Genomic DNA, 12,374 nt, shown 5'->3' on the forward strand with positions numbered 1-12,374 from the left:
GTTTGGCCACCCCTCGCCCTGATCGCCCCACCGACTCCCTCTTCTTCGCCGTCTACCCCGATGCCGCGGCCGTCGCGCGCATCGGCGAGCGGGCGGGGCGGCTTCGCGCCGAGCTCGCGCTCAAAGCGCGGCCCATTCCTCCCGAGCGCCTGCACATCACGCTTCACTATCTCGGCGCCTTCGCGGGCGTGCCTGCCGATACGCTCGCCGCAGCGCGCGCGGCGGCGTCATCGGTTCACATGCCGTCGTTCGACGTGACGCTCGACCGCGTCGAAACGTTCGCCACGCGCCGTCCGAAGCGGCCGCTCGTCATAGCGGGCGAGCCGGGCGACGCGTTTTCCGCCTTCGTCGATCGACTCGACAAGTCGCTGCAATCGGTCGGCATCTTCGTCAAATCGCATCCGCGCTTCATTCCGCACGTGACGTTGCTCTATGGTGAGCCGCGCGTCGCTCCGCAAGCCATCGAGCCGATCACATGGACGGTGCGCGAGTTCGCGCTGGTGCGCAGTCTGCTCGGGCGCTCGGAGCACCACGTCATCGAACGCTGGCCGCTCGACGCGTCAGAGCCCGCACCATCGGAATATCGGGAATAAACTGTTTCGCGGATTTTTCGTCCGGGTTAAGGTTGATGGGTTCGACCCAAGGATTCCGATTACATGACTCGATCCCGTCTGCTGCCCGTCACGCCCGAAACGCATCACGTCCAGATCGACCTCGTCTACGCGACCGATCGCAATCTCACCGGCAAGCCCATCTACAAGGCGCAGCACTGCCTGCTGCTCGAACCCGCCGAAGCGGCGCTGCGCAAGGCCGTCGGCATCGCACGGAGTTTCGGCGCGACGCTCAAGATCTTCGACGCCTACCGCCCACCGCAAGCGCAGGAAGTGCTGTGGAATTTCCTGCCCGATCCCAACTTTATCGCCGATCTCGGTCGCGGCTCGAATCACAGTCGCGGCACGGCCGTGGACCTCACGCTCGTGGATAGCGACGGCATCGAGTTCGACATGGGCACCGGCTTCGACGCGATGGTGCCGGAGTCGGGCCACTTCCACACGGGTCTGCCGGCGCACGTGCAGCGCAATCGCACGCTCTTGCTCGGCGTGATGCACGGCGCGGGCTTCGCGCATATTCCGAGCGAATGGTGGCATTACGAATTGCCGGGATCGCGCGAACTCGCGCTCATCGACAGCGAAGAAAGCGGCCCTCTGCGGCTGATGTGACGGGATATCGACCATGACACTCACCGCACGAAAGGCACTTGTCGCGATCACGCTGGCGTTGAGCTGCACCGGCGCAGCGCACGCGGCGACTCCGAAAGACATGTTCGTGATGGCGACGCTGCTCGACGAATTCACCACGCTCGATCCCGGCGAAGTCTATGAACTCGTGCCGGAAGAATACGTCGCGAACACGTACGACCGGCTCGTGCGCGTCGATCTGAAAGACCCGTCGAAGTTCAACGGCGACGTCGCGCAGTCGTGGACGGTCAGCCCGGACGGGCTCACGTTCACGTTCAAGATCCGCTCCGGCCTCAAGTTCCATTCGGGCAATCCGCTCACGGCCGATGACGTCGCGTGGTCCATCCAGCGCACGGCGCTCATCGACAAGGGCGCGGCGGCGGTGCTCGCGGGCATCGGCATCACGAAGGCCAACGCGCTCCAGAACGTGAAGAAGATCGACGACAGCACGGTGTCCGTCACGACGGATCAACGCTACGCGCCGACCTTCGTGCTGAACGTGCTCGGCGCGTGGCCGGCGTCGGTGGTGGATCGCAAGCTGCTGGAATCGCATGCCAAGGGTAACGACTACGGCAACGACTGGCTCAAGACCAACGAGGCCGGCTCGGGCGCGTACAAGCTCGTCAAGTGGACGGCGAACGACAGCATCGTGCTGCAACGTTTCGACGGTTATCGTATGCCGCTCGCCATGAAGCGCATCGTGCTGCGCCACGTGACCGAGGCCGCGAGCCAGCGGCTGATGATCCAGAACGGCGATATCGACGTGGCGCGGGATCTCAGCCCCGACGACCTCGACACGCTCTCGAAGAACGGCGTCATCAAGGCGACCGCCGTGCCGCAGGCGACGCTCATGTATCTCGGCCTGAACAACAAGAATCCGTATCTGGCGAAGCCCGAAGTCTGGGAAGCGATGAAATGGCTGATCGACTATCAGGGCATCCAGAAGAACGTGATTCGCACGACGTACAAAGTCCACGAGACGTTTCTGCCCGAAGGCTTTCTCGGCGCGCTCAACGAGAATCCGTATCACCAGGATGTCGCGAAGGCGAAGGCGCTGCTTGCGAAAGCCGGGCTCGCGGATGGCTTCACCGTGAAAATGGATGTGCGCAACGACTATCCGTACAGCGAAATCGCGCAGGCGGTGCAGGCCAATCTCGCGCTCGCGAACATCAAGGTGCAGCTCATTCCGAGCGACAACAAGCAGACGCTCGGCCGCTATCGCGCGCGCGCGCATGACATCTACATCGGCGAATGGTCGGCGGACTATATCGATCCGCACAGCAACGCGCAGGGCTTCGCGTGGAATCCGGACAACTCGGACGCGTCGAGCTTCAAGATGCTCGCGTGGCGCAACGCGTGGAATATTCCAGATCTGACGAAGGAAACGAACGCGGCGCTCGCGGAAAGCTCCACCGCGAAACGCGCGCAGATGTACGAGAAGATGCAGCGCGACATGCTCGCGAAGTCGCCGTTCGTCATCATGTTCCAGAAGGTGTCGCAGGTGGCCGCGCGTCCGGGCGTGACCGGCCTCGAAGTCGGGCCGATCAACGATCTCGTGTCCTATCGCAACATCAAGAAGCAGTGACGCAATGACGCCGCATCCGACCGTGCTCGATCGCCTGCGCGCCGCGAACGGCAATCGCGGCGGCGCGCGGATCGCGCTCGCGTTCGCGCGCTGGATCGCGATGCTCGCCGTCACGTTCACCGGCCTGCTCGCGATCACGTTCTTCATCGGGCGCAAGATTCCGATCGACCCGGTGCTCGCGATTCTCGGCGACCGCGCATCGGCGAGCGCGTATGCCGCGGCGCGCGTGCAGCTCGGGCTCGACAAGCCGCTCGTCGATCAATTCCTGATCTACGCGCGCGACGTGCTGCACGGCAATCTCGGCGTGTCGCTGCTGACGGCCAATCCCGTCATCGACGACATCCGGCGCGTGTTTCCCGCGACGCTCGAACTCGCGACGCTCTCGACCTTCATCGGCGTCATGATCGGTGTGCCGCTCGGCGTGATCGCGGCGGTGCGGCACAACCGCATGGTCGATCACGTCGCGCGCGTGATCGGTCTCGCGGGCAGTTCCGTGCCGGTGTTCTGGCTCGCGCTGATGGGGCTGCTCTTGTTCTACGCGCGGCTGCATTGGGTGTCGGGGCCCGGCCGCATCGATCCGATGTACGACGGCATGGTCGATACGCGCACCGGCAGTCTGCTGCTCGATGCGCTGATCGCCCGCGAGTGGGACGTGTTCGCCAACGCGTTCTCGCATATCGCGCTGCCGGCGGGGGTGCTCGCGTTCTACTCCATCGCGTATCTTTCGCGCATGACGCGCTCGTTCATGCTCGAACAACTCAGCCAGGAATACGTGACGACCGCGCGCGCGAAGGGCCTGCCGGAGCGCCGCGTGATCTGGCGTCATGCGTTCGGCAATATCGCGGTGCCGCTGCTCACGGTCGTCGCGCTCGCGTACAGCTATCTGCTGGAAGGCTCCGTGCTGACGGAGATCGTGTTCGCGTGGCCGGGCATCGGCTCGTACTTGACCGGCGCGCTTCTGAACGCCGACATGAACGCGGTGCTCGGCAGCACGCTCGTGATCGGCGCGACGTTTATCGCGCTCAACCTGCTGACGGATGCGCTCTATCGCGTGTTCGATCCGCGCGCTCGCTGAGCGTTGACCGGGGAGGACTTCGCCGCATGCATTCGCCCGCCAAGCGCACGTCGATGACACCCGCGCCGGCCACGTGGCGCGCGTGGCTCTTGACCGACACGCCCGCGTCCCCGCGACAGGCCGCGCTCGGGCGGGCGTACCGGCGCTGGCGGCGGTTTTCATCGAATCCGCTCAGCATGCTGGGCCTCGCCATTCTGGTGCTGCTCGTGGTGGCGGCGGCAGTCGGGCCGCTCCTGGTCGCGCAGGACCCGCTGCGCCAGGTGCTCGCCGACCGTCTGGCGCCGCCGGGCGCGATGCACTGGTTCGGCACGGATCAACTGGGCCGCGACATTCTCTCGAGACTCGTGCACGGCTCGCGTCTCACGCTATCCATCGCGATGCTCGTCGTCGTGCTCGTCGTGCCGGTCGGGCTTCTGATCGGCACGGTGGCGGGCTATTGCGGCGGCTTCGTCGATGCGGCGCTCATGCGCGTGACCGATGTCGCGCTCGCGTTCCCGAAGATCGTGCTGGCGCTCGCGTTCGCCGCGGCGCTCGGGCCGGGCGTGCTGAATGCCGTCATTGCCATTTCCATTACCGCGTGGCCGCCTTATGCGCGGCTCGCGCGGGCCGAATCGCTGCGGCTCGCGCAGGCGGATTTCATCCACGCGGCGCGGCTGGCGGGCGCATCGCACACGCGCATTTTGCTGCGCTATATCGTGCCGCTGTGTTCGTCGTCGGTGATCGTGCGCGCGACGCTCGATATGGCCGGCATCATTCTCGCGGTCGCGGGGCTCGGCTTTCTCGGGCTGGGCGCGCAGCCGCCGAGCCCGGAATGGGGCTACATGGTCGCGTCGGGCCGCAACGTGCTGCTCGACGCCTGGTGGGTCGCGACCATTCCCGGTCTCGCGATTCTCGCGGTGAGCCTCGCGTTCAATCTGCTCGGCGACGGTCTGCGCGATGTCTTCGATCCGCGTCATGGAGGCTGACATGGAAGTCGATACCCGCGCGCCGCTTGCCGAAATCGACGATCTGCAAATCGCCTTCGCGGGTCACGATGGCGTGGCGATGCCCGCCGTGCGCGGCGTCTCGCTGACGGTACGGCGCGGCGAGCGGCTCGGGATCGTCGGGGAATCCGGCTCCGGGAAGTCGCTGACCGGGCGCGCGCTGCTCGGACTCCTGCCGCCGGAAGCGCGATGGTCCGCGAACGGTTTGCGCTTCGACGGCCACGACCTGCTCGCGATGAAACCGGCAGTGCGCCGCCGGCTCTGCGGCACGCAGATGAGCATGATCCTGCAAGACCCGAAGTACTCGCTCAATCCGGTGATGACGGTCGCGCAGCAAATGCGCGAGCCGCTCGCGCGGCAAGACCGCGGGTTGAGCCGGCGCGCGATGCGTGCGCGCATCGTGGATGCGCTCGCGGCCGTGCATATCCGCGATCCGGAGCGCGTCGCCGACGCGTATCCGCATGAACTGTCGGGCGGCATGGGCCAGCGCGTGATGATCGCGATGATGGTGAGCGCCGGCCCGCGCCTCCTGATCGCCGACGAACCGACGAGCGCGCTCGATGTGCTCGTGTCGATGCAGGTGCTCGCCGTGCTCGACGAGATGATCGAACGCCATCGCACGGGGCTCGTGTTCATCAGCCACGACTTGCCGCTCGTGATGTCGTTCTGCGACCGCGTCGCGGTGATGTACGGCGGCCGCGTCGTGGAAACGTGCCCGGCGCGTGAGCTTGGACAAGCGCGGCATCCGTACACGCGCGGGTTGCTCGCGGCCAGCCCGCCGTTGACGAATCCGCCCGACGAACTGCCGACGCTGCGGCGCGATCCCACTTGGCTCGCGGATACGTTGGAGGAAGCCGCGCGATGATCAAAATCGACCGCGCGCACATCCGCTTCAAGACCAAGACCGGCTATGTCGATGCGGTGCGCGACGTCTCGCTGCGCGTCGAGGATGGCGAAGTGTTCGGCCTCGTCGGCGAATCGGGCAGCGGCAAGTCGACGCTCTTGCGCGCGCTCGCGAGCCTCGTGCCGCTCGCCGGGGGCGCGATAAGCATCGACGGGCAGGGCGTCGCGCATCGGCCGCAGCGCGACGTGCAGATGGTGTTTCAGGACCCGTACGGTTCGCTGCATCCGCGCTTCACCGTCGACAAAACATTGCGCGAACCGCTCGCGATCAACGGCATCGGGAATCAGGACGCGCGCATTCTGGACGCGCTCGCCGAAGTCGGGCTCGGGGCCGCGTTCCGCTTTCGCTATCCGCACCAGTTGTCGGGCGGGCAGCGGCAGCGCGTATCCATCGCGCGTGCGTTGATCGTCGAGCCGCGCGTGCTGTTGCTGGACGAGCCGACCTCCGCGCTCGACGTCTCCGTGCAGGCGGAGATTCTGAACCTGCTGCGGCGTCTGCATCGCGAACGCAAGCTCACGATGATCCTCGTGAGCCACAATCTCGCGGTCGTGGGCTTCCTCTGTCAGCGCGTCGCGGTCATGCGCAATGGCGAAGTGGTCGAGCAACTCGGCGTCGAAGCGGTGAGGGCGCGCGACGTTAAGCACGAGTACACGAGGCGGTTGCTGCTCGCGACACAAGGCTACACGCGCGAGCCAGTGAACCCGTGAGCGCAACCACCCGCGCTGCGGCAAGCGATGTCGCGAAAACCGCGCCTATTCTGCTCATACGCGCGACGGCTGCGAACGGCCGTGCGCTGGCCGATCGCGTGGCGCCGCCGCTGATAGAATACGAGATGGATTGTCGAGACGGACCGAACCACGCGCGAGCGCGTTTTTCCGGCTGCTTCGACTTCACGCTAACCCCGCAAATCGTGACAGACCGCTTCGGCGTCATATGAAAGCCGGTCGTAATCCCCGATGAAATTGCTAGATGCTCTGGTCGAACAGCGGATCAACGAAGCCGTGTCTCGCGGCGAATTGAACAACTTGCCCGGCGCAGGCGCGCCGCTCCAGTTAGACGACGATCTCCTCGTTCCCGAGGAAGTGCGCGTCGCCAATCGAATTCTCAAGAACGCGGGCTTCGTCCCGCCCGCCGTCGAGCAGCTTCGCGCGCTGCGTGGCCTGCAGGACGAACTCGACAAGGTCACGGATCCCGCCGCGCGCTGCCGCATCCAGGTGAAAATGCTCGCGCTCGACATGGCGCTCGAATCGCTGCGCGGCGGCGGCTGCGTGCCGCACGAATACCGTCGCCGCATCGCCGAGCGGCTCTCGGAGCGCGTCGCGGCGCGGGGCGACACCGAGCCGGAGCAGCCTTGACGCTCAACGAGCCGCCGCCCCGCGCGATTCCCGAATTCGAAGATACCGATCCCGCGAGCGAGCGCGATCGCCGCTTCATGGCGCTCGCGCAGCGCGCCGCCGACGAAGCGCGCCGCGCGGGCGAGGTGCCGGTGGGCGCTGTCGTCGTGCTGGGCGATGACGTGATCGCCACGGGTTTCAATCATCCGATCCGCGGGCACGATCCGTCCGCGCACGCGGAAATGGCCGCGCTGCGGGCTGCGGCGCAGACGTTGCAAAACTACCGGCTGCCGGGCTGCGAGCTGTATGTGACGCTGGAGCCGTGCCTGATGTGCGCCGGCGCGATCATGCACGCGCGCATCGCGCGGGTCGTGTACGGCGCAGCCGATCCGAAGACCGGCGCGTGCGGCAGTGTCGTCGACATGTTCGCGAACGAGCGCCTGAACCATCACACGGCCGTGACGGGCGGCGTGCTCGCCGACGAATGCGGCCACGCGCTCAAGAATTTCTTCGCCGAGCGCCGGCGGCTCGCGCGCGAGGAACGGGCCGCGCGGGAGGCACGACAGCACGCGCACGCCGTCACCGATTCCATCACCAAAACGAACTGAACATCGTGAAATCACGCACCATCGACCTCATTGCGCCTTCCGGCTATCCGAGCGATCCCGCCGCCGTCGAGCGGGGCATCGGGCGATTGCGGGCGCAGGGTCATCGGCTCGAAAATCTCGATGCGACGCGCCGGCGCTACCAGCGATTCGGCGGCACCGACAGCGAACGCGCCGCCGATCTGAACCGCCTCGCCGATCCGTCGCGGCCGCTGCCGGATATCGTGCTGGCGGTGCGCGGCGGCTACGGCGCGTCGCGCATCCTGCACGGACTGGACTACGACGGCCTGCGGCGCCTGGCCGACGAACCGGTCGCGCTCGTCGGGCATAGCGATTTCACGGCGATTCAATGCGCGTTGTACGCGCGTTCGGCGGTGAAGAGCTTCGGCGGCCCGATGTTCGCGGGGAATTTCGGCGCGGAGCACCTGAGCGCCTTCACGATGCATCACTTTTGGCAGGCCGTCTCTCATCCGAGCTTCACCGTGACGAGTCACACGCCGCAGCGACAGTCCGTGGATGTCACCGGCATGCTGTGGGGCGGCAATCTCGCGATACTGGCCGCGCTCGTCGGCACGCCGTATCTGCCGCCTGTCGACGGCGGGATTCTGTTCATCGAAGACGTGAACGAGCACCCGTTTCGGATCGAGCGGATGATTTATCAGCTGCATCAGGCGGGCGTGCTCGGGCGTCAGCAGGCGGTTGTGATGGGCGAGTTCTCGGGCGGTCGTCTGTCCGATTACGACAACGGCTATTCGCTCGACGCGGTGATCGAGCAGATGAGGGCGGCGACCGGCGTGCCGTTCGTGACCGGCTTGCAGTTCGGACACGTCGACAATCTGCTGACGCTGCCTTTTGGTGCGACTGCACATCTGATCGCGAACGAACGCGGCTTCACGCTTGCGCTGTCGGACTATCCGCATCTGGCTTGAGTTTGCGGCAAAAGGCGCTCTAAGTCAGCGCCTTTATGTTCGATCACGCTTGCAACTAACGGTCGGTTTTTCGGCACACCGCGAGTTGCCGTGCACCAATTGAGCGCCTCAGATTGTCGACAAAAATCAGCCGACAATGCCGACAAAAAGTAGCGTATTTGTCCCTGACCCGCACCCTCATTGACTTCCGGGCCGGCAACGTCCCGCGACCGACCCCGATTCCGCAAGATTTTTATTTTGGATTGTTGACAATCTTTATGTCGATTCTAAGATGGTCAACATGCAAGCGAGCACATCATGTCCGACCGTAAATCGAGTGCTGCATTGAACGCTTCCGCCGCTTCGCCAGCTGGAGCCACGGCGGCGAGCCCCGAGTCGATCGCCGAGAACATCCGCGCCGCGATCCTCGAGCATCGGCTCGCGCCCGGCGCGAAGCTGACCGAAGCGCAACTGTGCGAAGTGTTCGACGTGAAGCGCGGCGCCGTGCGCCAGGCGCTCTCGCAACTGGCGAGCGAGCGGCTCGTCGATCTCGAACCGAATCGCGGCGCCTTCGTCGCGAGTCCGTCGCTGCAGGAAGTGCATGACGTCTTCGAGATGCGGCGCATCGTCGAGCTGGCTGTCGTCGAGCGCATCTGTAAAGGGCATGGCACGCGGCGCCTAAAGTCGATCGGCGCGACCATCGGGCGGGAGAAGCGGGCGTTCGAGAACCGCGACTTTTCGGCGTGGATTCGTCTGTCGGGCGAGTTTCACACCGAACTGGCCGCGCTCACCGGCAACACCGTTTTGTGCGATTGCCTGTCCGGACTGGTCGCGCGCTCGACGCTGATTTCGGCGCTGTACGAATCGCTCGGCAAGAGCTCGTGCTCGTTCGAGGGTCACGAAGCGATCCTCGCCGCGCTCGATGCCGGCGACGCCGCGAAAGCCGCGGACCTGATGGCGCAACATCTGCGCGATGTCGAACTGAAGATGCTGGAGCGGCCCGCCCGTGGCGCGGTCGACCTGAAGGAAGTGTTTGCACGATCGACCGAACGCGAGAAGGCGTTCGGCGCATGAACAAGCCGTAGGACGGACACAAAATTGGAGACTGCGCCCGCGCGCATGCGGCGGGCGCGTAGCGAGACGCACGCGCGAAAAAGACCGCAGCAGGCGCCGCACTGAACGAGACGCTCATCGAAGAGCGTGCAATGAAAAACGCCTGACGGCGAGCGAGCGGGCTGAAGCCCGTTCGCTCTCGGCAACACGCCGCAGGCGATAAAGCAAATCTGAAGAATACCGCGCGAGGCGTGGGGATCAGCACGCTCGCGAAGGTATCCGACGACGCTTGGCCCCCAAGCAATTGCCGCTTTTTCATGACGCAAGCCGCCCATCCAAGGAGAGGTCATGGCTCAGTTCAGTGCAACGCCCGGCAGTTCAGCATTGCCGCCGTATGAAGCAGGATACGAATCTTCAGAGCATGAGTCCGGCTTGCCTGCCGGCTACAGCGATCGTCTGTACAACGAAGATCTCGCGCCGCTGAAGAATCAGACCTGGGGCGCGTACAACATCTTCGCGTTCTGGATGTCGGACGTGCACAGCGTCGGCGGATATGTGTTTGCGGGCAGTCTCTTCGCGCTCGGCCTGACGAGCTGGCAGGTGCTCGTGTCGCTCTTGATCGGCATCGGGCTCGTGAATCTGCTGTGCAATCTTATCGCGAAGCCGAGCCAGGTCGCGGGCGTGCCGTATCCCGTCGCGTGCCGCGCGACCTTCGGCGTGCTCGGCGCGAATATTCCCGCCGTCATTCGCGGGCTGATCGCGGTCGCGTGGTACGGCATTCAGACCTATCTGGCGTCGAGCGCGCTCGTGATCGTCGTGCTCAAATTCGTGCCCTCGCTGATGCCCTATGCGGACGTGCATCGCTATGGTTTCGTCGGGCTGTCCGCGCTCGGCTGGGCGGGATTCATGCTGCTGTGGGTGCTTCAGGCGGTCGTGTTCTGGCGCGGCATGGAGATGATCAAGAAGTTCATCGACTTCGCCGGCCCCGCCGTGTATGTCGTGATGTTCGCGCTCGCCGGATACATGGTGTGGCGCGCGGGCATCCGCAATATCGGGCTGAATCTGGGCGGCGTGAAGTATCACGGCATGGAAGTCGTGCCGGTGATGATTACCGCGATCTCGCTCGTCGTGTCTTACTTCTCCGGACCGATGCTGAACTTCGGCGACTTCTCGCGCTATTGCAAGAGCTTTCGCAGCGTGAAGCGCGGCAATTTCTGGGGTTTGCCGGTGAACTTCCTCGCGTTCTCGCTCGTGACGGTCATCACGACGGCCGCGACCTTGCCGGTGTTCGGACAACTGATTACCGATCCGGTCGAGACGGTGGGCCGCATCGATCATCCGACGGCCGTGATTCTCGGCGCGCTGACGTTCACGATTGCGACCATCGGCATCAATATCGTGGCGAACTTCGTGTCGCCGGCCTTCGACTTCTCCAACGTCGCGCCGCGTCTGATTAGCTGGCGCATGGGCGGGATGATGGCCGCGACCGCGTCGATCTTCATCACGCCGTGGAATCTCTTCAACAATCCGGCCGTGATTCACTACACGCTGGACATTCTCGGCAGCTTCATCGGACCGTTGTACGGCGTGCTGATCGTCGACTTCTATCTGCTGAAGCGCGGCAAGCTGGCGGTGAACGATCTCTACACGACCTCCGACACCGGCAAGTACTGGTACACGAAGGGCGTGAATCGCCGCGCGGTGATTGCGTTGTTGCCCGCCGCGGTCATCGCGATTCTGTGCGTGATGCTGCCGTCGCTTGCAGGCGCCGCGAACTTCTCGTGGTTCATCGGCGCGGGCCTTGGTGCGTTGTTTTACTGGGTACTGGCGGATCGCAAGCACGCCGCCTGAACCAATCGGAACCTGAGCCGCCGCGACGCGTCGCGGCGGACGGAATAAGCAGGAGACAGCAATGCGCATCAAACTGATCAACCCGAACACCACGCAGCGCATGACCGAATCGATGGCGCGCTGCGCGCGTGAAGTCGCCGCGCCGGGCACGGAAATCGTCGCGGTCAGCCCGACGATGGGGCCGCCGTCCATCGAAGGCTATTACGACGAAGCGGTTGCGTCGCTCGGGCTGCTCGCCGAAGTCGAGGCGGGCGAGCGGCAGGGCTTCGACGGGTACGTGATCGCTTGCTTCGGCGACCCGGCGCTTTATGCTGCGCGCGAACTGGCGCGCGGGCCGGTCATCGGCATCGCAGAAGCGGCGATGCATGCGGCGAGCGTCATCGCGCCGGGATTCTCGGTCGTGACGACGCTGCGGCGCACCTGCGGCATGGCGTGGCATCTCGCCGAACGTTACGGTATGACGCGTTTCTGCAAGAACGTGCGTGCGACCGACGTCGCGGTGCTCGAACTGGACGAACCGGGATCGGCGGCGCGGCAGACAATCATCGAGGAATGCCGGCGCGCGCTCGACGAGGACGGCTCGGACGCGATCGTGCTCGGCTGCGCGGGCATGGCGGAGTTCTGCCGGGAAGTGGAGGACGCCATCGGCGCGCCGGTCGTGGAGGGCGTGACGGCCGCCGTCAAGTGGGCGGAGGCGCTGATCGCGCTGAAGCTGCATACGGCCAAACGCGGCGACTTCGCGCGGCCGCTTGCGAAACGATACGACGGCGTGCTGTCGGATTTCGGCCCGCGCTAGCCGCGCGAAACCGCGAAACACATACCGGCGACGTGACCCGCA

General features: G+C 65.2%; 13 protein-coding genes. All 13 read left to right on the top strand.

Annotated features, from left to right (window positions below; translation table 11 throughout):
• Positions 1–2: 2 nt before the first annotated feature.
• The 13 genes from thpR to GV035_RS16050 all read left to right on the top strand — a co-directional run bounded on the left by thpR (position 3) and on the right by GV035_RS16050 (position 12,332).
• The gene (gene thpR, locus GV035_RS15990) at positions 3–593 is read left to right on the top strand and encodes an RNA 2',3'-cyclic phosphodiesterase (RefSeq protein ID WP_159836009.1); all 591 of its coding nucleotides are present in this window, start codon (positions 3–5) and stop codon (positions 591–593) included.
• A gap of 63 nt (positions 594–656) precedes the next feature.
• Positions 657–1,220 (top strand): D-alanyl-D-alanine dipeptidase, encoded by a 564-nt coding sequence (ddpX, locus tag GV035_RS15995; RefSeq protein WP_159836010.1) that lies wholly within the window; start codon positions 657–659, stop codon positions 1,218–1,220.
• A gap of 13 nt (positions 1,221–1,233) precedes the next feature.
• Positions 1,234–2,823, top strand: a complete 1,590-nt coding sequence (locus GV035_RS16000) for an ABC transporter substrate-binding protein (RefSeq protein ID WP_159836011.1) — start codon at positions 1,234–1,236, stop codon at positions 2,821–2,823.
• 4 nt (positions 2,824–2,827) lie between these two features.
• A complete protein-coding gene (locus GV035_RS16005; protein WP_159836012.1) occupies positions 2,828–3,898 on the top strand; it encodes an ABC transporter permease in 1,071 nt (356 codons plus the stop codon).
• Positions 3,899–3,924: 26 nt separating this feature from the next.
• Complete coding sequence (gene nikC, locus GV035_RS16010) at positions 3,925–4,863, top strand: nickel transporter permease (RefSeq protein ID WP_236572627.1); 939 nt, start codon at positions 3,925–3,927, stop codon at positions 4,861–4,863.
• Positions 4,853–5,746, top strand: a complete 894-nt coding sequence (locus GV035_RS16015) for an ABC transporter ATP-binding protein (protein WP_159837962.1) — start codon at positions 4,853–4,855, stop codon at positions 5,744–5,746. The genes nikC and GV035_RS16015 overlap by 11 nt, the downstream gene beginning before the upstream one ends.
• Positions 5,743–6,492 (top strand): ABC transporter ATP-binding protein, encoded by a 750-nt coding sequence (locus tag GV035_RS16020; RefSeq protein WP_159836013.1) that lies wholly within the window; start codon positions 5,743–5,745, stop codon positions 6,490–6,492. The genes GV035_RS16015 and GV035_RS16020 overlap by 4 nt, the downstream gene beginning before the upstream one ends.
• A gap of 249 nt (positions 6,493–6,741) precedes the next feature.
• On the top strand, positions 6,742–7,140 hold the full coding sequence (locus GV035_RS16025; protein ID WP_159836014.1) for a DnaJ family domain-containing protein: 399 nt from the start codon (positions 6,742–6,744) through the stop codon (positions 7,138–7,140).
• Positions 7,137–7,727, top strand: coding sequence for a tRNA adenosine(34) deaminase TadA (tadA, locus tag GV035_RS16030; protein WP_201303984.1), 591 nt, complete (start codon positions 7,137–7,139; stop codon positions 7,725–7,727). The genes GV035_RS16025 and tadA overlap by 4 nt, the downstream gene beginning before the upstream one ends.
• Positions 7,728–7,729: 2 nt before the next feature.
• Positions 7,730–8,653: a muramoyltetrapeptide carboxypeptidase gene (ldcA, locus tag GV035_RS16035; protein WP_236572738.1), complete on the top strand. Its 924-nt coding sequence runs from the start codon at positions 7,730–7,732 to the stop codon at positions 8,651–8,653.
• A 297-nt stretch (positions 8,654–8,950) separates the two neighbouring features.
• Positions 8,951–9,706, top strand: a complete 756-nt coding sequence (locus GV035_RS16040; protein ID WP_159836016.1) for a GntR family transcriptional regulator — start codon at positions 8,951–8,953, stop codon at positions 9,704–9,706.
• A 327-nt stretch (positions 9,707–10,033) separates the two neighbouring features.
• Positions 10,034–11,536: an NCS1 family nucleobase:cation symporter-1 gene (locus tag GV035_RS16045; RefSeq protein ID WP_159836017.1), complete on the top strand. Its 1,503-nt coding sequence runs from the start codon at positions 10,034–10,036 to the stop codon at positions 11,534–11,536.
• Positions 11,537–11,597: 61 nt separating this feature from the next.
• A complete protein-coding gene (locus GV035_RS16050; RefSeq protein ID WP_159836018.1) occupies positions 11,598–12,332 on the top strand; it encodes an aspartate/glutamate racemase family protein in 735 nt (244 codons plus the stop codon).
• The last annotated feature ends 42 nt before the right edge of the window (positions 12,333–12,374 follow it).

Origin of the sequence: Burkholderia sp. 8Y (assembly GCF_902506145.1) — a bacterium.
GTDB lineage: Bacteria > Pseudomonadota > Gammaproteobacteria > Burkholderiales > Burkholderiaceae > Caballeronia.